The organism is Desulfosporosinus sp. FKB (assembly GCF_002196705.1).
Lineage (GTDB): Bacteria > Bacillota > Desulfitobacteriia > Desulfitobacteriales > Desulfitobacteriaceae > Desulfosporosinus.
Map to the genome: position 1 here is coordinate 23,371 of NZ_NADJ01000031.1, position 25,668 is coordinate 49,038.

The following is a 25,668-nucleotide window of genomic DNA, read 5'->3' on the forward strand; positions in this document are numbered from 1 at the left end:
TCCCCTCCTCTCCTTAATCTGGAGAAAACTTTTCAGGATCCTTTACCTACCGAAAAATTCTATGCATTATACCTTGCCGGGAGTTTCCTCCGGTACTCCGATGATAAATGAGAGCACTAACATATCCTTCAATGTCCACCATACTTTCTTCAAGGTTAAGTTGTTTAATTCCCAATTGCTCCCCTTTAATGCTAAGAATCCCTAATTCCGTTTCTAGAATAATTTCTTTCGGATCAAAGGACTGAACCTTCTTCACTCCTGTCAATGCAATCATTTCCCGGTTTTCCATGACAAGGCGATGTCCTTTACCAAAACTGTCTGCCATGCCCCATCCCCCCAACACTTTTTTCTTCTTAAACCCTATTCAGTTCGACTGTCCTTTAGACATAACGAAACACTTTAAAAAACTAAAAGACAGAGCCTTTTAATAAGACTCTGTCTTTCGTTCATCTCTAATTAATTCATAGAGGGTGTGGGCTTCATTAGCCTTTACGCTGTTGGGGGTCGCCAAAACTTTTACTTCCACAACATGGCTGGCCATTTCCAGGATGACTTGGTCTCCCGGTTTAACTTCCGCGGAAGGTTTAACAATTCGTCCATTGATACTGATTTTTTCTCCTACACAAACATCTTTGGCAACGGTGCGTCGTTTAATCAGGCGAGAAACTTTTAAGTATTTGTCAATCCGCATAAGTTACTGTCAGTAACCCTCCCTTTTCGAAACTTGGACTCAGTGTCTATTAAAAATCAGGTTCCAGTATAACCGGAACCTGATTTCTCAAAAGTCCAAATCCTTACTTTTGGACTGCATCCTTCAGAGCTTTTCCTGCTTTAAAACCAGGCACCTTAGCAGCAGGAATGACAATTGTCTCCTTAGTTTGCGGGTTTCTTCCCGTTCTTTCAGCACGTTCTTTGACCTCAAAAGTCCCAAAGCCCACTAATTGGACCTTTTCATTTTGTGCTAAAGATTCTTCGATCGTAGCGAAAACGGCACTTACGGCCTTTTCTGCGTCCTTCTTGGACATTTCTGCCTTCTCAGCAACTGCACTTACTAACTCAGCCTTATTCAAACTAGTCCCTCCTAAATAACTGATCTTATCTCGTAAACTATATTTCGCGATAAAAAATCAATCTCCTGCTTATTCGGGTAAGATTACATTAATTTGCCGCCTTTTTCTTGGGATTTTGCCTTTTCCCAATAGACATCCATTTCATTAAGGGATAGTTGCTCAATTTTTCGACCTTCTTCGCGGCTTAATTCCACCATTTTAAGGAAACGCGCTTGAAACTTATGTACTGCCTCCCTTAGAACTTCCTCTGCGTCCAATTTAAGGAATCTCGATACATTGACCATTGCAAATAATAAATCCCCAAATTCCTCCCGAATACCTACTCCGGTTTTTAAGGCATTCTGCAGCTCTAGTAATTCTTCCTGAACCTTCTGGTATGGTCCCTCCAAATCAGTCCAATCGAACCCTATTTTAGCCGCCCGGCGCTGCGTTGAGGAAGCCAGCATAAGGGCAGGCAATCCTTTAGGATCACTGAAAAAGCCTCTCTCTTCCTTTGTGTCAGCCTTTTCCTCTTGTTTAATTCTATCCCATGACCGAATCACATCATCGGCAGTTTCAAGCACTTCTTCACCGAATACGTGAGGATGCCTGCGGAGCAGTTTTTGAATAATCCCCTGTAAAACATCCTGACTTTCAAATACCCTGTTCTCTGAGGCAATTTGAGCATGAAATACAACTTGCAGTAATAAGTCTCCCAACTCTTCACATAAATTATACATATCCTCTTTTTCGATTGCCTCTAATACTTCATAGCTCTCTTCAATCAGACAAGGTTTTAAGGTCTGATGGGTTTGTTCACGGTCCCAGGCACAACCATCCGACGAACGCAGGATTTCCATGATTTGAAGTAATTTTGTCCAAGAAATGACCTCCGAACAAGGCGGCAAGACTACTGTGGTTAGGTGATCAAAGGAACCATGATCCATTTCGAAAAGAGGAAGCTTGTCCACCCGCTCATTGGAAGTGCCCAATCCCTGTACAATAAATACATTTGCCTCATCGGGATAGGAACTCATGAGATCGAGTTTTGCCTCAGAAGCGATGAGTTGATTATAAACCTGAGGAATTATGAGCCACTCCCTCCCTGTTAGTCCTGTATCTTTGAGAGCATCATAATTTCGAATAAGCATCCCTTCAATGGGATCAAAATTCAGTACCCGGAAAATCTCATCAACAAAGCTCATCGCAGGATGAACAATTACTTCATACTCCGGTCTTAAATTTTTCCAGAGGAGCTGAATAGTTTTCTCAGCTACCATAGGATGACCCGGAACGGCATAAATCACTTCCGAGTCCTTTTCTAACTCTGTTCTTAATCGTTCCGTTATTTTTTGATACACCTCTTCAAAGGACTCCTCCGATTCATAAACTTCATCAAAGGATTCTAACTGAACACCTTCCGCCATTAATTCCTGAACACAGGGATGATGCAAAGTTCTTACAAAAACTTTCTTGGCATTACAGAGACGGCGATAGTTTCCTAACGTTAATTGTTCAAGCCCCGAAGGACCAAGACCAATGACATGAAGACACGAGGACATTCTTTCACCTCCTAACGCTAGTGTAGCATAAAGTAAAATAAAGCGGGAGTACCGCTTTATTCCTACGACCAGAAATTCAATTAATATATAATTACATTCCGGTAGTATAAGAGCAACTAAACCATTAGTAACGCCTATTGTTCCATTTGTTTGGCCAAAAATACTGCTGCCGTCTCGACCAACTTAATTTCTAAATCTCCCATCTTGACATTTGCCTCTTTCGATATAATCATAACCGCCCCAATAGGGTCTCCTTGAGAAATTATGGGAGCAATGACTTCACAGACTATATTTGATTTATCATCTTCCTCGTTGTCGCTTATTTTCGGTACATTGGTCTCACCGGAGTTCGTCAACCCGATTTGAATAGTTCTCCTTTCTTCCATGGCCTGTTCTACAGGGGGATCAATTGGTTTATTTAAATACTCTTTCTTCGAAGCGCCTGCTACTGCAATAATAGTATCTCTATCCGAAATACAAGTAATGTGTCCGGTTGCTTCAAACAGCGAATCGGCATACTCCTTGGCAAACTCCCCCAATTCCCTGATCGGAGAGTATTTTTTCAGGATAACTTCCCCTTCACGATCTACAAAAATCTCTAACGGATCTCCTTCCCGGATACGAAGAGTCCGACGAATTTCCTTTGGAATAACGACACGACCGAGGTCATCAATTCTTCTAACAATACCTGTTGCTTTCATAGGCGCACATTCCTCCTTTGTTCCCGAAGACTCATTTCGTCCTTCCTATTACTATTTCAGATCAATGATAGTATATATCTAGAGATTGCCAATTATTCATTATTTTCCAATGCACAGAAAAAGAAGGCAAAAATTTTGCCTTCTTTTAGTTTCACCCTTAACTTGCCGGTTGATATCCTTGAGCATATTCAATCTTAGCTTTTTTACGCAGGTCATCAAAAAACGTCTGAAATTTGGTGTCCTTAGCCTCATTAAAAGCATCCTGGGTCACTTGAGCCTTTACTTTCGCAAAATCCGGAGTAGTAGCAGGCGTATGTGCTTGAACGTAAATAACATGATAACCAAACTGCGTTTTAACTGGAGTAGTGGAAAATGTCCCTACCTTCTGAGCAAAGGCCGCAGTTTCAAACTCGGGTACCATTTTTCCCTTCGTAAAGGTACCAAGATCTCCTCCCGACTGCTTGGCTCCCGGTTCAATAGATTTTTCTTTCGCTAATTGTTCGAACAGAGGAAGAATCTGCTTGTTACTTTTTTGAGCTTGTTCTAACTGAGCAATAATTGCTTTGGCCTCGTCTTCAGTCTTGAGCAAAATGTGATGAGCAGTAACACTCTCAGGCTGACCATAATTGGCTTTGTTTTTTTCAAAATATGCTTGAACTTCGCTGTCTGTCGGCTGCTTGACATCCGAGGTTATCTTGGTATAAACCGCTAAGAAGTTCTTTAATTCCGGTTCGCTCATTCCTTGTTGGTTTAGCATATCCTGAAATTTAGCATCCGTACCCATATTTTTCTTTATCGTGTCTTCTTGAGTCTTGATAGAAGAATCTTCTGTGTTCAGCTTTAGATTCTGGACTTCTTGGGTGAGAAGTTTACCTTCAATCATTCGCTCAAGAACTTGACTTTTGATTTGAGTTAAAGCTTGCTTCCCTTGGTCCGTGTCAAACTTCATACCCTGATTCTCGTAGGTTTTTTGAGCCTCTGCCACACGAGCATCATAGTCCTTAACTAAGATCGAGTCCCCATTAACTTTAGCCGCCCATTTGCCATCAACCAGCGAGGAACAACCTACAGTTGTCAGCATCACCATAAGAATACCCACTAGTATCCCCAGCCGGGATTTTTTCATTCCGACACACCCTTTCAATTCACTTAGTCCAGTATATCAGGGAGTTCCCCGTGAAGCAATGTTCCCAAAAATTATAAGAACACGCCGTACCGCCCCAATTACTTCTTCTTGATCAAGCGTACGAATGCGAACCTTACATTCCAGATTTCCATTGGGCAAAGATTTAAATGACAGGGGCAAGGGAGATGCTGAAGCGATAGCCATTAACCGCTCCCCGGACATCCCCAGATCTGCTCCAAAGCGAAGGCTGATATTTTGTTTCGTCTGCTGAATTTGTTCTATGCGAATCGGACCGGCTAAAAGCTTGATACGGATAATTTCAATCAAATGTTCCACCTCACGAGGCGGCGTTCCAAAACGGTCGACTAACTCATCAACCATTTCCCCAAGTTCTGCCTCGTCGGCAACCTTGGCCAGTCGTTGATACAAGGAAGCCTTAGTTTGCTTATCAGCGACATAAGAATCCGGCAAATAGGCATCAATTTGCAGCTCAATGCTCGGTTCTGCAGCTTCTTCTACCGTTTCTCCCCGCAATTCCTGGACCGCTTCCTTGAGCATCTGACTGTAAAGTTCGAAGCCGACAGCTGCTAAATGTCCATGCTGTTGAGCTCCAATCAGGTTACCGGCACCACGAATTTCTAAATCCCGCATCGCAATCTTAAAGCCTGCTCCAAATTCGGTAAACTCACGAATGGCAGCCAGTCGTTTCTCAGCTATTTCCGTAAGAACCTTCTGAGGCTTATACAGAAGATAAGCATAGGCTTTGCGGTTTGACCTTCCTACCCGGCCGCGGAGCTGATATAACTGGGACAAACCCATGCGGTCAGCTTCATCAATAATCAGTGTATTGACGTTGGGCATGTCAAGACCGGTTTCGATAATCGTAGTTGAAACTAAGACATCAGTCTGCTGTTCCAAAAAGTCCAGCATAACCCGTTCCAGCATGGATTCCCGCATCTGTCCATGAGCCACACCAAAACGGGCTTCCGGAACTAATTGACCTAAAAAGTTAGTAACTTTATCCATATCCTCAACTCGATTATGAACAAAAAATACCTGTCCTCCCCGTTGAAGTTCTCGTCTTATAGCATCCCGCACCACATCAGGCCGAAACTCTGTGACATAGGTTTGTACGGGATATCTTCCTTCCGGCGGAGTCTCTATTACGCTCATATCCCTGACTCCGACCAGAGACATATGAAGAGTTCTGGGAATCGGTGTTGCCGACAAGGTAAGAACATCAACATTACCCTTAATGGTTTTCAGTTTTTCTTTATGGGCAACTCCGAAACGTTGTTCCTCATCAATAATCAAGAGTCCCAAATCCTTAAATTTAATGGCATCGGCCAAAATGCGATGGGTTCCTACGATAACATCAATCCGTCCTTCTTTTATGCCCTGGATGATTTCTTTCTGCTCCTTAGGCGAACGAAACCGACTCAACATATCAATCGTTATAGGATAGCCTGTAAATCGTTCGCGCAGAGTGTTGAAATGTTGTTGTGCCAAGATGGTGGTTGGAACTAAGAAGGCAACCTGCTTGCTGTCCATAACCGCCTTGAATACTGCTCTGAGAGCAACTTCTGTTTTTCCATAGCCTACATCTCCGCAAAGGAGCCGGTCCATAGGACGAGGAAGCACCATATCCCGTTTAATATCGGCAATACACTGCAGCTGATCGTCTGTTTCTACGTAGGGAAATTTCTCTTCGAATTCTATCTGCCAAACGTTGTCCGGGGAAAAAGCATATCCTTGGGTAGCCTCCCGCTGCGCATAAAGTTTTAGCAAATCAAAAGCCATTTCTTTAACCGCCGAGCGGGTTTTGCTCTTTACTTTATGCCACTCAGTTCCTCCGAGCTTGTAGAGCTTGGGCAAACTCTCCGCAGCACTTCCTAAATACTTTTGTAAAAGATGAAGTTGGTCCAAAGGAACGTAGAGACGATCCTCCCCGGCATAGCGAATCCCGAAGTAATCCTTTTCTATCCCTGCAACCTCTAAGCGTTCAATTCCGGTAAATTGCCCAATACCATGATGAACATGGACGACATAATCTCCCGGCTTAAGGTCCGAGACGTAAACATTCTTTGCTGAGGCGGGACTCGGTTTTTTCCCGACAACCTTACTCTCACGTTTATAAATTTCAGCTTCCGTAAGCACCACGAGTTTTCCCAGGGGCAGTTCAAAGCCTTGATCCAAGGAATACGGGTAGACATATATATGCCCATCTTCGATTGTATCTTCGAGCTCTCTGCGGCTGGCTGTGACTCCCCGGTCCTTCAGACCTTGGATCAAACGCTCAGTATGTTCCTCATCCCCCACAAAGAGAGCAACAATATTACCTGCATCCTTAAAATGTTCAATTTCATCCACTAACTTGCTTGTTTTCCCCATAAAACCGGTTAAAGAACGAGCGTTGAGATTGAAAACCCGTCTGGGAGTCAGACCCGGCGTCTGCCTTATTAACGTAGAGAGGCCAATTAAGGGGTTTTTTTGACCATGCCTCAGCAAATCTTCATACCTGATAAACAGAGTCTCAGGGTGAACAAATCCTTCACCCTGTTCTAATTGCTGGGTAAATTCCATCAATCGTTCATTTGCCTGAAACTCCAACTGCTCTTTTAAACGCAGCGGTTCATCTAAGATGACATAGTGATTCTCTGCCAGATATGAGAAAAAGGGAACGAGAGGCGTATTAACCAAACTTAGGAATGGATAGACATTCTCATCAAGAATTCCTTGCTGCAAACGTTCTTCGAGGAAAACTACCCTGCTGCGCAAACGTTCTGCTGCCTCTGTTCTGCCTGCTCGCTGCAGACGACCTGTTGCTTTACGGGCTTCTGCCCGAATAGTAAAGCGCAGTTCTTCAAGTTCTTCCCTTGTTACCACATATTCCATTGCCGGGGAGATCAAAACCCTCTCTTGAGACGAAACCGACTTCTGAGTTTCAAGGTTAAAGGTTCGAATAGAATCTACTTCTTCATCGAAAAATTCTATACGCAGGGCTTCTCCATCAAGGGGGGCAATATCTAAAATCCCCCCTCTTAGGGCAAACTGCCCCTTTCCTTCAACCGTTTCGACACGTTCATATCCTCCGGAAATCAGGGTTGAAAGAATATCATTGAGCATATACCCTTTCCCCACTTCTAAGGTCAGGGAATAATCCTTCCAGCGCCGGAGAGGAAACACGCGCCGCTCTAATGCTAATACAGAGGCAACAACCGTGCAGTCTTGATCCAATGACAGACGATTAAAAACGCGAATTCTCTCCGCCGTGGTTTCTTTGCTTTTTCCCAAAACTTCAAAGGGCAGCCACTCAGTAGCGGGAAAATGTAAGATCGTTTTTTGAGGGCACCATGTTTTTAAATCCGCAGTCCACTTTTGAGCCTGTTCTTCAGAATAGGTCAGCACTAATCCCGGGGTTGAATTCTGTAATAGTTGGGAGATCATAGCTGCCTTTTGACTGCCGCTTAAATCATAAATCATTTGAGGCCATTCTCCAGACCTAAGGGACCCCTCAATCTTGTCAATATCCAATCCCCGGCGGAGGTAATCACGGATTATTTTCAAAACACCCATCCTTTCGGGCGGCAAAAAAAGATGAACGTCCATCATGGGACCCCCACTTGCCTACTCCTCTAAACTGATAATAAGGCATGGCGTCAAACGACATGCCTACATTTTACAAATTATTGTCCGCCCTGAACTCTTAGTTCTGAAATCAGTTCTGAAACCTCTTTAATGGAAAACATTCCCGGACTCCGTTTTCATTTCATTCAGACAACTTGGACAAAGGGTATAAGAGACATTTCCAACGATATCCATTATAGAGTCCGAATCAGCGCTGGTCAAGTCATCAAGCTCTATCTCTCCCAGAATCCTGTCACAGGCATGACATACTTTCATGACCCTCATCCCGCAATCACCTCCCTAGCACTAGAATTACCCCTAGCGCGAAAGGTTATACCCGGTTAACGATGGTATAAATTCATAGCCCGGCTTGTATCTCCCTTAATCCAGAGACCTACTACTTTTTCTGCTCTTTCTAATAAGTCTTCGATAATTGGCAGCTCACTTTCCCCGAAGGTCGAAAGGACATAGCGTGCAGGATCCCACTCTTTTGGCGGCCGGCCTATACCTAATTTGATTCTCCAAAAAGATTCTGTACCTAACTCAGCCAATATTGATTTAATTCCGTTATGCCCCCCGGCACTCCCGTGATCACGCAAACGCAGTTTGCCCAAAGGCAAATCCATATCATCGTAGACAATCAGGACATCTTCTGCTGCGACTTTATAGAAATTAACAAGTTCTTTAACTGAACGTCCGCTTAAATTCATAAAGGTTTGAGGCTTCAAGAACAACAAACGCTCCCCTTGTAGGAAACCTTCTGCCCACAATCCCTGAAATTTGGCTCGAAACTGAAGCCCTAAGACTTCGGCCAGACCGTCAACAAACAGAAAGCCAACATTATGACGTGTCTCTGCATATTGAGGTCCCGGATTGCCCAAGCCGACAATAACCTTCATTCAAATACCCTCCTAAGCATATTCATCTTCATCTCTGAATACATTCATTATGAATAAGCAACGAATAATCTTCACCATAAGGGGGTGAGCTTTTGAAGCCAAGTCGAAAATTTTTATCCTTACCCATTATCTCCCTTCAAGAAGGACAGCAAATAGGATTTGTAAAAAGTCTGGTCCTCGATGCCGGAACAAAATCGCTTGCTGCAATTATTGTGGACCCCAAAGGATTCTTTAAAGATCAACGCATTATTCCCTACGCCAAAGTCATCAGTGTCGGCGATGACGCAATCACCATCGATAAAGAAACTCACGTGGAAAAAACCGCAAATCTTCCTGAACTGTTAGAATTAGTTAAAGAAAAGCTAGCAATTATTGGCACGAAAATAATCACAGAATCCGGAAAAACCCTCGGAACAGCTGATGAATTTTATATCGATCCGGATTCAGGGAAAATAACCCAAATTGAAATCTCATCCGGAAAACTCAATGGGTTCCTGAGCGGCAAGGCTTGGATGTCCGCAGAATATGTTACGACCCTGGGGCATGATGTTATAGTTACTCAGCGGGGAAGCGAAAATTATCTGTCCGTTGCCGACAAGGGACTTAGTGAATCCTTTAAAAATCTTTTACATTCAACGTCCCATCGCGCCTCCGAAACCACCCATGCTTTTGGTAATTACTTCAAAAAGCAAAAAAATGACAACGATGATTTGGAAACTCAGGAAGAAAAACCGCCTGTAATTGTAACTGAACTGGACATAACACCGACAGAAGATCAAGATCCGCCGGAAAATCCTCAAACCAAAGAACCCCTGGGGTAATACCCCAGGGGCCTTCTTTTTAACTAAAAAGTTTACTCACTGAGAGATCTTCGTGAATACGAACGATTGCTTCTCCTAAAAGCGGAGCTACTGAAAGAACTTTAATTCGAGGAATTGTTTTCTCTTGACCAAGAGGAATTGTATTCGTAACCACAACTTCCTGCAGCACTGAGTTCTCGAGACGTTCGATAGCCGGCCCGGATAGGACAGCATGCGTACAGCAGGCGTATACTTCTTTAGCACCACGCTCAAGGAGCGCTTGAGCACCTTGGGTAATCGTTCCGGCAGTATCAATGATATCATCAATCATGATTACCGTTTTCCCCTTTAATTCACCAATAACATTCATAATTTCTGAAACATTAGGTTCAGGCCGTCGTTTATCAATGATAGCAAGGGAAGCTCCAATGCGTTCCGCAAGATTCCGGGCCCTGGTAACTCCTCCCAAATCCGGGGAAACAACACAGAGATTTCCCAAACCTTTTTCGCGGAAATACTCCGCAAGAATCGGAACACCGGGTAAGTGATCAAGAGGGATATCAAAGAAACCTTGGATTGCAGGGGCATGCAAATCCATGGTTACAACACGGTCAGCACCTGCGGTGGTTATTAAATTAGCCATAAGTTTGGCAGTAATCGGGTCTCTGGCCCTTGATTTACGTTCTTGGCGAGCATAGCCGTAATAAGGCATTACAGCAGTAATTCGGCGTGCCGAAGCTCGGCGCATCGCATCAATCATAATAAGCAATTCCATAATGTTGTCATTGGTTGGAAAACAGGTCGGCTGAACCACATAAATATCTGAGCCCCGGACACTTTCGTCAATGACAATAGAGATTTCTCCGTCTCGGAATCGTTTTATTTTGGCGTCCCCAAGAGGTACTCCCAGATAATCCACAATTTCCTGTGCTAACGGCCGATTGGCATTTCCACAGAAAATCTTAAATTCTTTTGCTGCCATGCCTATTTTTGCCCCCTATTTCTCTTTTCGCGCTGCCATTGTTCCTTAATGATTTGTTGACTCCGTTCCACTGCTAAGGCTTTTGCAGGAACATTTTTTGTAATTGTTGAACCTGCGCCCGTTACGGCATAGTCTCCCACTTCAACGGGAGCCACTAAATTCGTATTACTGCCAATAAAAGTATGGTCTCCAATTTTCGTAGGATGTTTACTGCTGCCGTCATAATTGCAGGTAATCGTACCTGCCCCAATATTTGCAGACTTTCCAACCTGCGCGTCACCTATATAACTCAAGTGAGGGACTTTAGCCCCTGCTTCTATTTTACTATTTTTAATTTCGACAAAATCTCCAACCTTTACATCTGCCTCCAGGCTTGTACCCGGCCGTAAATACGCAAAAGGCCCAATGTGACAACGCACGCCAATATTCGCATTTTTGGCAACCGTATAGGTTACTTCAGAACCACTTCCTACCTCACAGTTTTCCAACGTTGTCTGAGGACCAATTACAGCATCTTCCTGGACCTTGGTGTTTCCCAAAAGACGGGTGAAAGGCAGGATAGTGACATCCTGGGATAGCCTTACATCAATATCAATAAATGTGGAAGCAGGGTCAACGATCGTTACTCCCTCTGCCATCCAATGCTCAAGATTGCGCTCGCGCAGAATCCTTTCTGCCTCTGCCAGCTGGCTCCTGCTATTAATCCCCAGCGCTTCATGAGAATCTTCGGTGCAATAGGTCAGTATTCGTTCTCCTTGCTTTAAAAAGATATCAAAAACATCGGTAAGATAATATTCTCCTTGAGCATTTTTAGGAGTAATTTTTGCCAAAGCATCTTTGAGCGCTGATCCTCTGAAGCAATAGGTACCGGTGTTAATTTCCTTAATTAAGCGTTCAACAGGAGTTGCGTCTTTTTCCTCGACAATCCTCACAAGTTGATCACCATCTTTAAGGACCCGCCCATAACCAAACGGCTGATCTAAATAAGCCGTTAAGACAGTAGCACAGGCTTCCCCATCTTGATGCAATTTTAAGAGAGCTTGAAGTGACTCGGGTTTAAGTAACGGCTGATCTCCGCTTAGAACAAGTACCGTTTGAGCGCCTTCCAAATAGGGCAAAGCTTGCATGATAGCGTGTCCTGTTCCCATTTGTTCAGTTTGAACTACTATCTCTGCGCGTTCTTGAACTTTGGCCGCAACAGCCTCACGGCCATGTCCGACAATCACGAAAGGTCGTTCAATCCCAACTTGGTTGGCCACGTCCAAGACATGTTCAATGAGCGGTTTCCCTGCTAATGAATGCATGACCTTTGGCAATTTTGATCGCATTCTTGTTCCTTTTCCAGCAGCCATGATCACCGCTACCAAATCAGGCATGTCTATTCGCCTCCAATTTAGTTTAACCTCTACAGAATTTTACATTCCAAAAGTTCTTTATTCGTCAAATATGCCCAAAATCCTTTTTTAATACAACGATATATCAAAAAGAAAACGTATAGCTCGAGTATACAGACTTTTCAAAAATCCGCTTTCTTTTTGCCCAACAAAAAAAGAAGACCCCAAGGTCTCCTTAATCTTTTAAATTAATTAGATCGCTTCTTGGTACGCTTTTAAAACAGCAGTCTGAATGACTTCCCGTGCTGCAGCGGAAATAGGGTGAGCGATATCACGAAATTCTCCCTCAGGTGTTTTTCGGCTAGGCATCGCAACAAAGATACCATTCATCCCTTCGACTACTTTGACATCATGCACAACAAACGCATTATCAAAGGTCACGGAAACCACTGCCTTCATCTTACCTTCCGTGTTAATCTTTCGAACCCTCACATCAGTAATATTCATTATGAATCACCACCCTTCCCTTTGCTTTCCAGGTCTGTCCATAATGTTATTCTCTGCATGGTAAAAAAATCCTGCCTGCAATTCGGGAAAATTTTGATTAGGTTGAATAATTGCCTAATATTTTATCGAATAGTAAATCATCAGGGACTATAGTTGACTTTCCGCTGTTCAGATCGAGTTCGCGCAGCTTCAAAAGTGATAAATACCCATCGACAAGCTTCGCCTCAGAGGTTATTTGAGTTTCTACCAAAACTCCGATACCGATAACATCTGCCTCAAATTCGTGCATTAGATTCTTAATGCCTAAGGCAGTACCTCCTGCTTTCATAAAATCGTCAATCACCAGAACTTTTCGTCTGGGATCCAGTGCCCTGCGTGACAGGGACATGGTCTGAATACGACGAGATGATCCGGAAACATAATTAATACTTACCGAGGACCCCTCAGTTACTTTATTTCCCGTACGAATAACCACCATGGGCAAGCCGAGGGCTTCTGCTGTTACCAGGGCCAAAGGAATACCCTTTGTTTCAATGGTAACGACAACTTCAGGTTCTTTCTCTCTGAAAGCACTTGCAAAAATCAGTCCCAGTGGGCGAAGAACTGCCGGATTATAAAGGAGATCAGTCATATAAAGGAAACCACCCGCTAAGATCCTTTCTTTCTCGCTAAGCCGCTGTGCCAGGCTGCTTAAAAAGTGAGCCGCTTCTTTTCCCGAAATTTCCGGAATATAACGCACCCCGCCTGCTGCTCCGGAAATAGTTTCCAAACGGCCTTGTCCGGAAAGCTGAAAACTCCCTTTAACCGCCATAAGATCCTCACTAATGGTAGATTTTGCAGTACCAAATCGTTCTGCAAACAAGGTCAGTGGAGTCAGAACATTCGGGTTTGCCATTAATAATTGGGTGATAGCCACCATACGTTCCGCTCGTTTCATCTTTTCCACAATTATTGGTCCGCCTTACCGGGATCGTTGTTAATTCTTAAAGTCTCAAACATAACATTCTCGGCAGTCACGATATGAGCCATGGCCAGTGCTTGGGCCTCTTCACTGTTGTGATTTCTTAAGGCTTCCACAATCATGCGATGTTCTTCGATAGCATCCTTGTTTCGACCGGGAACTGCCAAAGAAGTTGCCCGAAAGCGTTGAATTTGTTCGCGCAAATTCGCCAGGATCTGAATTAAACGTTCGTTGCGGCTTGCTTTATAAACAAGGGCGTGAAAATCCGTGTCCGATTTAACAATTTGTTCTAAATCTATCTCGCCTTCATTCACCCGGTAAAATAATGCCTGCTCCATTTGTTCTAATTCTTCATCAGTAACCCGCTCCGCGGCCAAGCCTGCCGCCAGGCCCTCCAGGGCTGAGCGTATTTCAAAAACATCCGCAACGTCTTTGAGGGAAACTCCCGCTACATAGGCACCTTTCCGAGGAATCATAACGACGAAATTTTCCAGCTCCAATTTGCGTATAGCTTCGCGCACAGGGGTTCTGCTGACACCCATTTCTTCAGCCAGCTGAATTTCCATTAATCTCTCCCCAGGTTCAAGGACTCCATTAAGAATAGCCTCCCGCATAGACTCAAAAACAATCTCCCGCAAAGGTTTATAACCATCAAGCACTACTGGTAACAATCGTTTTTCCATTTAACAGCTCCCCTTTCACACTAAATTGGTTCACTACCTACAGTTTTAGTCACCCAAACGTTTTTGCAGCCTCTTTTTCTCATTTTTTCGGCAACATTTCGTGCATGTCCTTCGTCTTTAGCAATCCCAAAAACGCTCGATCCGCTGCCTGACATTAAAGCCCCACAACATTTCTCTTCCAGCAATTGCTGCTTAAGTTCGGAAATCTCCGGAACCATTAGAATCGAAGCACTCTCTAAATCATTAGCTAACAACGCTGCAATCTGCTGTGGCGACGATTCCTTTAATGCTTTCTGCCAATCCGATCTCGAGAGAAATCCACGTTTACCCTCTTCGTCAAACCTTCGATAAGCTTCCCCAGTATTCACGCCTAGCGTTGGTTTAACCAAAACCAGGTCGATATTAGGAACATTTGGCATTAATTCAAGCTGTTCCCCGCGTCCCGTAGCCCACATGGTTCCGCCTCTAAGACAGAAGGCCACATCGGCGCCACACTCCCCTGCGAGGTCTAACAGTTTTTCCGCTGTCAAAGGGTTATTATAAAGTTGATTCAATAGCCGGAATGTCGCCGCCGCATCGCTGCTCCCGCCGGCTAAACCGGCCTGAATTGGAATTTTTTTGTCAATATCAATTTCTACACCATCTGAGAACCCAAGCTCCCTGAAAAATAATTCGGCAGCCATATACGCGAGATTTCCTCTGCCGCTTAGCTCTCCACAGTGACACGTTATAGTCTCACCCCTACGCCTCACCTGTACAATGTCATGTAAATCAATCGATTGCATTACACTTTGAAGTTCATGATATCCATCATCCCTGATTCCTAGAACCGCTAAGGCAAAATTTATCTTAGCATAAGCGAACGTTGTAAGGGAAGGATGTTTCATTACTATAACCATCTCCGAACGTTAGGAATGCATTTCCTTTTATTATACATGTTTTCTCGAAGGATTCCAGCATTCTCTCATGAATCAAAAAGAAAAGAAGCGAGGGACATCCCATCGCTCCATGATTTGCACAGCTTAATTTTTATTTTTTAACGATTAACCTCCGACCGCCAACTCATGGGTGATAGATTTTTGGCTTTCAGTTTGCAGCTCCAATCTCCGCTGAATTTCTTCTTCAATCGGTTCAAGATGTTCATAAAACATGACAAAGGTATCTCCGGATTTACAACTATCGAGACCTTGCTTAAATGCTTCAATCTCGGGCAGAACTATCATAATTTTATTTTTATCCATTCCGGAACGAACCGCTTCATCATAAAGGATATTAGCAATCTCTCCGGGTTTTCGTCCCCGTAAGTCTGTATCCTCGCGAATCACAAGCCGATTAAAACCTTGAGCGGCAACCCTGCCAACTTCGCGCACCAGCTCATCGGGACGGTCGCCCGGAACGGTAATACACCCTACTAAGGAGTTATTACGGCTAAGTTGTTTTAGGGTCTTACATACTTCCTGAATTCCGGCGGCATTATGTCCATAATCAATAACAGCTTGAACCCCGTTTAACTCGTAAAGATTTAAACGTCCCCGGTTGCAATTTATATCTGAAGAGAATGTTTTTAAAGAATTTCGTATGGTTACAGCGCCTAACCCTAAAGCCCACCCTGCTGCAACTGCCGCTAACGCGTTTTGGAGGTTATGTTTCGCCTTTCCATCCCATGTAACCGGAAGCTGTTTTACTGAACAGATTCGAGAACTTTCTGAGCCCTGACAAAGTACAATCATTCCGCGTATGACGAAGACAGCTGTTCCGCCTAAACCCAGGTGTTTTCGAACATGACTATTACCCTTCTCTGTACTGAATAAAATAACTCGTCCCTGTGTGCGTTTAGCCATAGCAACAACCTGGGGATCATCAGCATTTAATACAACATAACTATGTGGTTTAACGACCTCTGCGACAAGACTCTTGACATGGGCAATATCCTCAAGAGTTTCGATTCCATACTGGCCGAGATGATCTATTGAAACATTGGTGATGACCGCGACATCAGCATAGTCGTAACCTAAACCTGCCCGCAGTATTCCTCCCCGTGCGGTTTCCAGAACTGCCACCTGGACATCCGGATGCCTTAAGACAATCCTGGCGCTTTCCGGTCCTGTCATATCCCCTTTGATCCATAATTTTTGCTTAAAATAAATGCCATCTGTTGAAGTCATACCTACCTGAAGCTGTTGGTCACTCAGCATTTTGCTGATCATACGAGTTGTTGTGGTTTTCCCATTGGTACCAGTAATGGCGATTATGGGAATTCTCCCGTTTCCTGTTGGCATGATATGGTCAAGAATAGCCTTTCCAACGTCTCGAGATTGACCGATACTTGGAAAATGGTGCATGCGAATACCTGGTGCTGCGTTAACTTCAATAATATGCCCATTATTATTTCGATAGGACTCTTCTATATCTTCGATAACTATGTCTACCCCTGCAACGTCCAACCCAATTAATCGAGCAGCATGTACGGCTAACTCGACATTATCAGGATGGACCCGATCTGTCACATCCAGCGCTATACCTCCGGTACTGAGATTAGCACTATCCCGCAAATAAACAATCTCTCCCAAGGACGGAATGGTGGAGGTAGTCATTTGTTTTTGAGATAGTGTTAGAAGTACTACAGGATCAATCTTAATTTTCGTTAAAGCTTTCTCATGATCATCCCCACGCTGTGGATCCTGGTTAATCTTATCTACTAATTCTGCAATGGTTGATACCCCGTCACCTGCCACATGTGCCGGAATTCTCTGGGCTGCAGCTATCAAACGATCTCCCACAACGACTAAGCGATAATGTTGTCCGGAAATATATTCCTCAACGATAACCCATTCTCCATAATTCTGAGCAACCTTAAAGGCAGCTTTAACTTCACTGGCACCTGGGAGCTGTAAAGTAACCCCCTTTCCTTGATTACCTCGCAAAGGCTTGATCACTACAGTGGTATTCATTTCAAGAAAGGCCTGTACAGCATCTTCTTCCGTGTTAACGATTACTCCCCAGGGAACCGGAATTCCTCCTTCACTAAGGATCTTCTTCGTTAATTCTTTATCACAGGCGATATCTACCCCAATACTTGAAGTTTCTCCGGTAACGGTCGCCTGAATCCGTCGTTGATTGCGGCCATAACCCAATTGGAGCAAGCTGCCGCCATTTAAACGGCATACAGGAATACTCCGCTCTTGGCAAGCATTTACAATCATTTGCGTTGAAACTCCAAGTTTATAGTCATCCATTACCTTTTGAATTCTCCGAATTGCCTCCGAAACATTATAGCTTCCGTTCTTCAAAAGAGTTTCAACTAAAGCAAATCCTTGGCGAAAGGCTTCAATTGCCCCCTCTTTTGCTTCATAGTTAAAAATAATTTCATAACAACCCGGTTCTTCGAGGACAGCCATTGTTTTTCCGTATTTAACAGTTTGCCCCGCTTGGGTCAGCAATTCAATAGTTACGTGCTCAATCACATGTCCTATTAAAGTGCCTTCATGCAAACGCTCTAAAAAGCCTCCCGGTTTCCCTCTGGAGCAATAGTGCTCACCTAATGATGGCAGCGTTTGGGTAAGACGAGAAGAAAAATCTCCTAACTCATTACTGAAGCGTTCCTTCCATTCTTGGAGATCCACAATCGCTCGAATAATTGGCCGATGGCAGTAAACATTAGCCCCTTCGATCGCTTGGATTTCTCTTATCTCCATTATGTTGTTTTTCTCCCTTCAATAGCATGGATCATACTACAATAGTTTTAACCTTTTTTCCGTTTGGTATTCCTCACTTTAAATCAGTCCTTTAAAGTAAGGATTCCCTTCGTTTTAGGTCAAAACCATAACCATCGGATAGAACATGCAGCAAAATCGGACTTAAAACTAAAGACTGCCCCGGGCTTGTTTCAGAAACATTAGTTGTGGTGGAGGAAGACGCATCTGCCACCGTTACTGTATTACTGCCCACCACAGAAAACCTTGCATCATCTTGAACTAAAATTGCTGTATCTTCATCGATTCCGACTCCAAGAACATATGGGTTGTGAGATATCGCCGATAAAAGGCGCCCTATCCGTCCCCGTTGGGCAAAATGCTGATCAATAACTACAGAACGCAAAAGGCCGAGTCCCGGCGCCATTGTTAAAGAATCTTTTTTAGCAGTCCCTGCTTCGCCGCCTACGATCATCGTATCTGACATCACAGAAGCCCCTGCGCTGGTTCCTGCAATAATTACTCCGCGTTCATATAATTGTTGGAGTGTGCTTCCCAAGATAGTTCCGCCCAACAAACCGGTAATTCTTAATTGATCTCCGCCGGTAAAGAAAACTCCCGTTGAGTTTTCAAACTCCTTGCCGATCCCTCTCCTGTTGGCCTGTATGCGATCAGAAACATCGAGAACCTGTACCTCCAGCGCCCCTAATTCAAGAAATAAGGAATGATACTCATTTCCCACTTGCAAAGGCAATTCTGTCGCGGCTGTCAAAACCGTAATCCTGCTCTCCTTTCCTCCTGCTTCTTGAACAAAGCGCTTGAGAATTTTACATTCATTTTTTTTATCTTCAGCACCGCCAATGATGAGCAGCTTTCCTTCCACATGTTCTGTCAAATAAAATCCCTCCAGTCCTTTTTATTTTCCGCCTAAAGAAGGGGTATTATGCAACGAACATTCAAGAATCCCTTACATACCATGAACTATACCCTTTGATGAAGAAAGGAGGCATAAGATCAATGTCCAGTTCTTCTCTTGTAATTCATACCCAGCGCCGTCAACTTGAGCTTTACGAAGACAACCGCCTGATAAATCGTTTTCCAATTGCCGTTGGCAAAAACGAAACTCCCACGCCCCATGGTTTCTTCTACATCGCAACTAAAGCTATGTATCCCGGAGGGGTCTTTGGCAGCCGCTGGATGGGCCTTTCTCTTCCTGAATATGGGATTCACGGCACAAATAACCCAGCCAGTATTGGTCAAGCTGTATCTAAAGGCTGTATCCGCATGTATAACCATGATGTGGAATTTGTTTATCAACATGTAGAAATAGGAACACCTGTTAAAATTCAATCTTAGAACAAGGAACTATCCATTTATACAAGTTAATAAGAATGAGATTAAGAGAAAAGAGAGCGGACTGTTAAACAAACACAACCGCTCTCTAACACATTAATAAGGACTTCTTGGATAACCTCGCCGCATTTGCCCTCGTGTCTCGATCCCGCCAACCCCGTCCGTTCCTGTGATTGTATGCATCAAGATATCTTTGACCGAGACAATTTGATCCATAGGAGTAAAGGCTATTCTCTCGACTATGAACACCGGATCAAAAGCATGAATCAACATTCTCTTCGGTGATGAGGCAAAATTTGCCCCTGCTTCCAGAATAGCCTCATAGTTGGATTGACAGGCCCCAGCGAAAATCACCAGACCATCTCGATTAGGCTGAAAGCGGCGGGCCTCTAAAACTGACTCTACAAAATACCTCGAACTCCGATAACTGTCCAGACTATGAAAATCCTTCTTCCCACGTAAAAATCCATCATGACCAGTTAACACTAAAATATCCGTTGGATTTTCTTGCAAAATTTTGCGAATAACTTTAGGTTGTTCAACCTCACTTTTACAAATTCCCTTGGCTTCAATTCCCATTTGACGGTAGGTCCTTATACATTGATTTAAATACTCTTGATCCCCATCCAGCTGCAGAACCCGGCCGGGAATCTCAAAATATTCCTTTAAGTCGTCTTGTACTGCCTTTCTCTGACTTGTAAGCTTGTGTAACTTCTGATAGATCATTTTATTATCTTCTCGTTCGTAGTTCATAACTTCGACTGGACTTTTAGACACAAGATCTGAAAACGGAGCATCAGCTAGCAGTCTTAAATTAAGTCCTTTGATAATTGCTGAACGCTCGCCTTGATTACCATCAATAACATTAACGATGTGAAAATAAATATCCTGCTGATGAGAAAGTCTCGCTACAATATCCCCGACTCGAAACATGGACTCCCCTCCTTCCCCTTTTCGCTATATCTTATGTCGCATACCAGCAAACGACATATACTATAACTAGTAAATCCCAAAGGAGGAGCAAGGATGTTCTCAGCAATTATACCCGCCAAAAATGAGGAGAAGAGCATTTTGGCAGTTTTAACTACGGTGTTGCGCCTTCCCGTAGATTATATTATTTTGGTACTCAATGGCTGTACAGATCAGACCCTAGGACTTGCTCGTTCCATTCCTGATTCCCGTATCCATATATTGTTCTTTTCAGACCCTTTAGGCATTGATATACCTCGAGCGGTAGGAGCCCTTTATGCCCGCTCTTTAGGCGTAGATGGAACCCTTTTTGTCGATGGCGATATGTCCGGCGATATCTATGAAAACCTGCTTTCTCTCATCACAACAGTAAACTCCGGAGTTGATGTCGCCCTAACAAATTGTTATCCCTATATCACCAATCGTCAAAAGCTTGCCAATCTTGTTCTGAAATTTCGTGCCAAACTCAATCGCGAACTCGATTTATTTAAAAACCTCGGCCTATCTACCCCAACACACGGACCCCATGCCCTTTCCAAGCTGGCTTTGTCAAATATCCCTCCTGAGGCTATAGCGATTCCGCCTCTCACCTTATTTTGGGCCAAAAGATTGGATCTCATGATAAAAGTAGCAACTTCCATTCCTCATCAAAGGCTTCACTCTCCCAGAAAACACCGGGGCCATGCCCGCTTAATTGCCGAAACCATTATCGGCGATTGCCTTATGGGAATAACTCTAAGCCAAAATCTTCCTTCGGCCCGTTCACTTGGCAAGCATCAGTTACTTGGTTATCACCCAGAAAGACGTTTCGATCTGCTCCACACTTGGGAACAAGCGTTGAAATCCCGGGGCCTATTTTACGAACAACATGTTATTCTTCCCAGGACTCCTGCCTTGGCTTGCAGTTTAATATCCTCAGACGAAACCAATGTTTAACCGTGAACCGCTAACTTCTTTCTTTGAGATCTATCCCATGTTTTTGAAAGTATTGTAAAATTTTCGCCTTTTCATCGACCCGAACGTGAACCGTTGGCTGAACCTTACCTTTTTCAATCCCATTCCATTTCATATAAATAGTTTGGTTATATGATTTATTTAAAATTGGATCTCCATATTGTAAGTCAACAACAACGTAATGAGGCGTGATATCACTTTGCTGATTATTAGGCTTCTCACTTGGAAGTGTCATTACCAGACTTGACAGAGCATCTTTGGGAATTTCATTGACAATAGCCGATTCATCATGATGAATCGGCTCTCCCGCTAAACTTTCCTCAAAAACAATGGTTTCACTTGATAAATTCACCGCCGGATGAACCCCAACATTATTGAATTTTAATTCTAAATTCAGCTCATTCCCCAGAACTACTTGAGGTGATTCCTTTAAAACAAAGTATGGCCGCGCTGTTTCTTGCTGTACTTTCCAGGCGGCTACCGTCAAATAAACAGTTATTAAAGCGGTTATCGCCAATACGGTTGTCGCTAGTGTTGCAACAATATTTGACCACTTCATTAACCGGTGGTTGCTTGCTTTACTCAAACCTATCCTCCTTTAATCTAATCCTTATATTAAAACAAAAGATACGCTTCCATAGAATTCGGAAATTTCTCCAATTTTATGCTTGCTTCTGAAAAGATAGACATCGCTGATCGTACAAAAAAGGAAAGGCCCCTTGATTTAATAGGCCTTTCCTTGTTAAATATATTTTAAAAACCTTTTTTTACTTCTGTGGTCAACTATCAGTAAATAACTTCGTTATAACCTGAAATTCCTCAATACTTAATGACTCCGCCCGTCGTCCATCTGAGATTCCAGCCTTATTCAATTCTTTAACTATAACTTCCTTATCCATGGCTAAACCTGCAGAAAGAGAGTTTCCCAGGGTTTTACGGCGCTGGCTGAAAGCAGCTTTTACAACTCGAAAAAACTTTGTTTTATCGACTTCGAGACCTGGATAAGGACGAAGATCCAACCGAAGTACAGAAGAAGTCACTTTCGGAGACGGCCAAAAATCCCCGGGCATAACATCCATTACTTTTGTAACCTGAGCCGAAACTTGAACTGCTACGGATAAAACCCCGTAGGTTCTACTCCCCGGGGGGGCAGCTATCCTGTCTGCTACCTCTTTTTGAACCATGATTGTCATTCCACTCAGAACGTCTTCTTGATCTAAAAAATGCATGATGAGAGGACTTGTAATGTAATAAGGCAAATTACCAACCAAATATCCCTTTTGATCCCCCCAAAGTTCTTTTAAATTAAGTTCAAGAGCATCCATATGTACAAATTCGATGGGAAGTCCCTGCAGCTCTTTCTTCAATGTATCGATTTTCTGGGAGTCTAATTCAACAGCCCACATCTTTTCGACCTTAGGGGCCAAAGCTCGTGTTAAGACACCCAGACCAGGGCCAATTTCCACCAGGGGCACATCCTGTCTAAAAGTACTTGCTTTAACAATCCCCTCAATTGCCTGATCGCTGACAAGGAAAACTTGTCCCAGGGATTTATAAGCACGTGAACCACTTCGTACTAGGCGTCTGACATATTCAGCAGTGCTCTCCATGCCTAACCTCCTCAACTGCCTTAAAAAATAATTCTCGAGATATCCCAAACCGGTTCAAGCGATGAAGAAATTGTTTAGCATTACTGTCACCTATCCCTAATCGTCTCCCTAAGGCCAAGCGAAAATCACTAGCCCCGCTCGAACCCACAAGGCCTGCCGACCATAAATCTTCCATGTTAAATGTCTCAACTGAACTCCCTTGCTCCTGTTGAATATGAGCAAAAGCACGGCGAATTTCCTCGGGACTGGCATTCTCCACCCCAATGTCTCCCCGCTTCGTCGCAGCCTTTTTGCTAAGATAAGCATGCTTAGCCTGAGGAACATAGCTGCCTATACGCTTGCGAATCTGCTCTCCAACGGTATCCGGGTCTGTAAAGACAATGACACCTTGGCGAACTGCCATTTCAGCAATATATTCCAGTTTTTTCTTAGTTAGTCCGAAACCTTCAGTCCAAAGAATATCAACATTTCCCAGGGCCAGGCGAACTGCATGGGCGTCATTTTTCCCTTCTACCACTATAAGTTCCTTGATCACTACAATATTCCCTCCGTTTCCAACTCTTTTATCTTACCCGAGATTCAGCTAAGACTCAAATTTTAGAAACAAAGAAAATCAACCATGGCTTCGGGGACACTCGGCCATCCATAACCAGCGGTTTACCTTAGGTATTACTCGGAGATTTAGCGATAAAAATGAAAAAGAAAAGGGGGTTTACAACCCCCTCCAAAAATTTCGATATCTGATTTAACATTTATTACTTAGCTGTTGATTTATTTGTTCCAAAGGTACTCGAGACAGAGTTCCAAATTGAGGGATCCTCCATTCCAAGCCGCCAAATAGCGACACCGTGCAGCTTGTGTTGTAATGTATACTTCATCTTTGTTTTTAAACTTGCTGCATTTTCAAAAAACACTTCGTGTCGGACTCCATTTGCCGTATAGGTAAACTGTGGAACTTTAGCACTGGGATCTGTTAAAATTTGAACACCATGTTTTTGGGCTCGTGCGATAGCCTGAGCATAGGATAAATAATCCGGCATCACTGGCTTGTTTGATCCCCAGTCGTAAGCATACACGGGAAGCCCCATAACAATCTTATTACTTGGTATCTTTCCAACTGCAAAGGTAATAACACGATCAACCCAACCCTGTGAAGCAATAGGTCCTTGTGTTGTTCCCATACCATGTTCATCATAGGTCATGAGAATAACTTGATCGGCTGCCTTACCAATTGCTGCGTAATCATAGGCACCTGACCACAAATCAGAGGGATAATCCACAAATTTTGCAGGAATAGAGATATTGAGAACTTTATCTTTGGCTTTCAATGCTTTGCCTAATTGCGCGACAAATGCTGAAAAGTTGTTGCGGTCACCGGGTGGTGTTTTTTCAATATCCACAGATATTCCATCCCAGTTATCCTTCATTGCAAGATTGACCAAATTTGTAATAAAATTGGAACGTGCTCCGGCATTTGCTAAAACACGATGCGCTAAATTGGCATCAAATCCTACACTTCCGCTCATATTCATGTTATGAACCAAGGCATAGACTTTGGAACCATTTTTTTTCGCCGTGTTTTTGGCACTCATATCAACGTTTCCTGCTGGAATTACTTTTCCCGAACCATCAAAGGAATACCAGAAAAAGGCAACTTCATCAAGCATCTTTCCGTTTTTAGTCATGGATGCCTTTGAACCGGGAGTCGGCCCTTCCGGGTCCGTGTAAAATCCCATAACAACTCGTTTGTCTGATCCCAAAACAGAATCCCGAGTGGCTCCAGCCTCAGCTTTCGGGGGTTGTGTACTCTTTGAAGTTTGCTGTTGTTGATTTGATGGCGTGTTAGGAGTCGGTACATTCGAACATCCTGTTAAGGCAAGTCCCAGAATCAAGGTACTGCTCATCATAAAAGTCAGAAACCGTTTCATGCTGCGCTTCAACTCCTTCGAATAGATTCGGTTACTGACTTTATTCTCCCCGCTTCAAACAACGTTATGTATGATAGTGCCAAGAGTATAATTTATCCTATATTTATTAATTATGGTATTTCGAAATAACGGGCAATTCCCTTTGCAACTGCTCTGGATAATTGTTCTTGATACCATGATTGCTGAAGCTTTTCTTGTTCCTTAGAGCTGGATAAATACCCTACTTCTACAATAACTGCCGGCATTGTTGTATTATTGATGACATAAAAATCTCCCGGTTTAGCAATTCTTCGATTCATTGCTGGTATTTTTATCAGTTCTTGTTGAATTAATTCAGCTAATTCTTTACCTGATTTTGATTTATAATGATAAAATGTCTCAGCTCCGGAATTCTGTCCTTGAGGTGTAGCATTGACATGAAGGCTGACAAACACATCAGCTTTTGCTTGACTGGCCATTGCTATGCGGCGGTTAAGATCAATTTGTTTTTTCGTAATTTTTCCTTTAACTCCGGCAGGCACATAGTCGATATCTTCCTCTCTCGTTAAAAAAACCTCAATACCGGAGGGGCTAAGCATTTCCTTAACTTTTTGAGCAATTTGCAGGTTGATCGATTTTTCATAAACGCCCTGAGATGAAATTGCTCCCGGATCATACCCACCATGCCCTGGATCGAGCATTACCGTATAATGTTCTTCGAAATGACTAACGACTGCTGTGGAACCCTGCCAAAGTACTGAAAAAATTAACAAACTCATAACCCCGAGAACAAAACCAATTGCCATTTTCTTTCCCGGCACTCCCAAAAGCAGACGCATTTAAATTCCCCCGTTTCTTAGGTTACCCTAAAGACTATGACTTTAAGTTAAAAGTTATAACTTCTCATCTTAGGTATTATCCGGAGGTTTAGCACCAAAAGGTCCGGTGGACA

At 43.4% G+C, this 25,668-nt stretch carries 26 protein-coding genes; 3 read left to right on the forward strand and 23 right to left on the reverse strand.

Features of this window, described 5'->3' with window-relative positions; translation table 11 throughout:
• Window positions 1-46: 46 nt before the first annotated feature.
• The 9 genes from yabP to pth all read right to left on the reverse strand — a co-directional run bounded on the left by yabP (window position 47) and on the right by pth (window position 8,964).
• A complete protein-coding gene (yabP, locus tag B5Y67_RS09955) occupies window positions 47-325 on the reverse strand; it encodes a sporulation protein YabP (RefSeq protein WP_088226297.1) in 279 nt (92 codons plus the stop codon).
• Window positions 326-424: 99 nt separating this feature from the next.
• Window positions 425-691, reverse strand: coding sequence for an RNA-binding S4 domain-containing protein (locus tag B5Y67_RS09960; RefSeq protein ID WP_088226298.1), 267 nt, complete (start codon window positions 689-691; stop codon window positions 425-427).
• Between the two features lie 103 nt (window positions 692-794).
• Window positions 795-1,070, reverse strand: coding sequence for an HU family DNA-binding protein (locus tag B5Y67_RS09965; RefSeq protein ID WP_047809015.1), 276 nt, complete (start codon window positions 1,068-1,070; stop codon window positions 795-797).
• 83 nt (window positions 1,071-1,153) lie between these two features.
• Entirely contained in the window at window positions 1,154-2,611 is a 1,458-nt protein-coding gene (gene mazG, locus B5Y67_RS09970) for a nucleoside triphosphate pyrophosphohydrolase (RefSeq protein ID WP_088226299.1), read from the reverse strand.
• A gap of 134 nt (window positions 2,612-2,745) precedes the next feature.
• Window positions 2,746-3,312, reverse strand: coding sequence for a stage V sporulation protein T (spoVT, locus tag B5Y67_RS09975; protein ID WP_088226300.1), 567 nt, complete (start codon window positions 3,310-3,312; stop codon window positions 2,746-2,748).
• A gap of 157 nt (window positions 3,313-3,469) precedes the next feature.
• The gene (locus tag B5Y67_RS09980) at window positions 3,470-4,438 is read right to left on the reverse strand and encodes a peptidyl-prolyl cis-trans isomerase (RefSeq protein WP_088226301.1); all 969 of its coding nucleotides are present in this window, start codon (window positions 4,436-4,438) and stop codon (window positions 3,470-3,472) included.
• A gap of 36 nt (window positions 4,439-4,474) precedes the next feature.
• Window positions 4,475-8,050, reverse strand: a complete 3,576-nt coding sequence (mfd, locus tag B5Y67_RS09985; protein ID WP_088226302.1) for a transcription-repair coupling factor — start codon at window positions 8,048-8,050, stop codon at window positions 4,475-4,477.
• Window positions 8,051-8,173: 123 nt separating this feature from the next.
• Window positions 8,174-8,350, reverse strand: coding sequence for a hypothetical protein (locus tag B5Y67_RS25315; protein WP_170932655.1), 177 nt, complete (start codon window positions 8,348-8,350; stop codon window positions 8,174-8,176).
• A gap of 56 nt (window positions 8,351-8,406) precedes the next feature.
• On the reverse strand, window positions 8,407-8,964 hold the full coding sequence (gene pth / locus B5Y67_RS09990) for an aminoacyl-tRNA hydrolase (protein WP_088226303.1): 558 nt from the start codon (window positions 8,962-8,964) through the stop codon (window positions 8,407-8,409).
• Between the two features lie 92 nt (window positions 8,965-9,056).
• Between pth and B5Y67_RS09995 the strand changes: the two genes are divergently transcribed.
• Complete coding sequence (locus tag B5Y67_RS09995) at window positions 9,057-9,785, forward strand: PRC-barrel domain-containing protein (RefSeq protein WP_088226304.1); 729 nt, start codon at window positions 9,057-9,059, stop codon at window positions 9,783-9,785.
• Window positions 9,786-9,804: 19 nt separating this feature from the next.
• On the opposite strand, the gene B5Y67_RS10000 is transcribed toward B5Y67_RS09995, so the two are convergent.
• The 8 genes from B5Y67_RS10000 to B5Y67_RS10035 all read right to left on the reverse strand — a co-directional run bounded on the left by B5Y67_RS10000 (window position 9,805) and on the right by B5Y67_RS10035 (window position 18,818).
• Complete coding sequence (locus tag B5Y67_RS10000; protein ID WP_047809009.1) at window positions 9,805-10,746, reverse strand: ribose-phosphate pyrophosphokinase; 942 nt, start codon at window positions 10,744-10,746, stop codon at window positions 9,805-9,807.
• 2 nt (window positions 10,747-10,748) lie between these two features.
• The gene (glmU, locus tag B5Y67_RS10005; RefSeq protein ID WP_088226305.1) at window positions 10,749-12,122 is read right to left on the reverse strand and encodes a bifunctional UDP-N-acetylglucosamine diphosphorylase/glucosamine-1-phosphate N-acetyltransferase GlmU; all 1,374 of its coding nucleotides are present in this window, start codon (window positions 12,120-12,122) and stop codon (window positions 10,749-10,751) included.
• A gap of 210 nt (window positions 12,123-12,332) precedes the next feature.
• Window positions 12,333-12,587, reverse strand: a complete 255-nt coding sequence (spoVG, locus tag B5Y67_RS10010) for a septation regulator SpoVG (RefSeq protein ID WP_009617236.1) — start codon at window positions 12,585-12,587, stop codon at window positions 12,333-12,335.
• 97 nt (window positions 12,588-12,684) lie between these two features.
• Window positions 12,685-13,533, reverse strand: coding sequence for a pur operon repressor (gene purR, locus B5Y67_RS10015; RefSeq protein ID WP_088226306.1), 849 nt, complete (start codon window positions 13,531-13,533; stop codon window positions 12,685-12,687).
• A 2-nt stretch (window positions 13,534-13,535) separates the two neighbouring features.
• The gene (locus B5Y67_RS10020) at window positions 13,536-14,231 is read right to left on the reverse strand and encodes a GntR family transcriptional regulator (protein WP_088226307.1); all 696 of its coding nucleotides are present in this window, start codon (window positions 14,229-14,231) and stop codon (window positions 13,536-13,538) included.
• A 20-nt stretch (window positions 14,232-14,251) separates the two neighbouring features.
• Window positions 14,252-15,118 carry a 4-(cytidine 5'-diphospho)-2-C-methyl-D-erythritol kinase gene (gene ispE / locus B5Y67_RS10025; RefSeq protein ID WP_088226308.1) on the reverse strand — a complete coding sequence of 289 codons (867 nt, stop codon included), beginning with the start codon at window positions 15,116-15,118 and terminating at the stop codon, window positions 14,252-14,254.
• Window positions 15,119-15,274: 156 nt separating this feature from the next.
• Window positions 15,275-17,926, reverse strand: a complete 2,652-nt coding sequence (gene cphA / locus B5Y67_RS10030; RefSeq protein WP_088226309.1) for a cyanophycin synthetase — start codon at window positions 17,924-17,926, stop codon at window positions 15,275-15,277.
• A gap of 91 nt (window positions 17,927-18,017) precedes the next feature.
• Window positions 18,018-18,818, reverse strand: coding sequence for a cyanophycinase (locus tag B5Y67_RS10035; RefSeq protein WP_088226310.1), 801 nt, complete (start codon window positions 18,816-18,818; stop codon window positions 18,018-18,020).
• A gap of 122 nt (window positions 18,819-18,940) precedes the next feature.
• On the opposite strand from B5Y67_RS10035, the gene B5Y67_RS10040 reads away from it, so the two are divergent.
• The gene (locus tag B5Y67_RS10040; protein ID WP_088226311.1) at window positions 18,941-19,279 is read left to right on the forward strand and encodes a L,D-transpeptidase; all 339 of its coding nucleotides are present in this window, start codon (window positions 18,941-18,943) and stop codon (window positions 19,277-19,279) included.
• Between the two features lie 93 nt (window positions 19,280-19,372).
• Here the strand turns inward: B5Y67_RS10040 and yabG are convergent, their stop codons facing one another.
• On the reverse strand, window positions 19,373-20,209 hold the full coding sequence (yabG, locus tag B5Y67_RS10045) for a sporulation peptidase YabG (RefSeq protein ID WP_088226312.1): 837 nt from the start codon (window positions 20,207-20,209) through the stop codon (window positions 19,373-19,375).
• Between the two features lie 93 nt (window positions 20,210-20,302).
• Here yabG and B5Y67_RS10050 point away from each other — a divergent pair, with 93 nt between their 5' ends.
• The gene (locus B5Y67_RS10050) at window positions 20,303-21,181 is read left to right on the forward strand and encodes a glycosyltransferase (protein WP_088226313.1); all 879 of its coding nucleotides are present in this window, start codon (window positions 20,303-20,305) and stop codon (window positions 21,179-21,181) included.
• A 10-nt stretch (window positions 21,182-21,191) separates the two neighbouring features.
• On the opposite strand, the gene B5Y67_RS10055 is transcribed toward B5Y67_RS10050, so the two are convergent.
• From B5Y67_RS10055 to B5Y67_RS10075, 5 genes are all read right to left on the reverse strand, one after another.
• Window positions 21,192-21,758 carry a hypothetical protein gene (locus B5Y67_RS10055; RefSeq protein ID WP_088226351.1) on the reverse strand — a complete coding sequence of 189 codons (567 nt, stop codon included), beginning with the start codon at window positions 21,756-21,758 and terminating at the stop codon, window positions 21,192-21,194.
• A gap of 220 nt (window positions 21,759-21,978) precedes the next feature.
• Window positions 21,979-22,809 carry a 16S rRNA (adenine(1518)-N(6)/adenine(1519)-N(6))-dimethyltransferase RsmA gene (gene rsmA / locus B5Y67_RS10060; protein WP_088226314.1) on the reverse strand — a complete coding sequence of 277 codons (831 nt, stop codon included), beginning with the start codon at window positions 22,807-22,809 and terminating at the stop codon, window positions 21,979-21,981.
• Window positions 22,793-23,344 carry a ribonuclease M5 gene (rnmV, locus tag B5Y67_RS10065; protein WP_088226315.1) on the reverse strand — a complete coding sequence of 184 codons (552 nt, stop codon included), beginning with the start codon at window positions 23,342-23,344 and terminating at the stop codon, window positions 22,793-22,795. The genes rsmA and rnmV overlap by 17 nt, the downstream gene beginning before the upstream one ends.
• Window positions 23,345-23,564: 220 nt before the next feature.
• The gene (locus B5Y67_RS10070) at window positions 23,565-24,737 is read right to left on the reverse strand and encodes a glycosyl hydrolase family 18 protein (protein ID WP_088226316.1); all 1,173 of its coding nucleotides are present in this window, start codon (window positions 24,735-24,737) and stop codon (window positions 23,565-23,567) included.
• Between the two features lie 110 nt (window positions 24,738-24,847).
• Window positions 24,848-25,555: an N-acetylmuramoyl-L-alanine amidase gene (locus B5Y67_RS10075; protein ID WP_088226317.1), complete on the reverse strand. Its 708-nt coding sequence runs from the start codon at window positions 25,553-25,555 to the stop codon at window positions 24,848-24,850.
• Window positions 25,556-25,668: the final 113 nt, after the last annotated feature.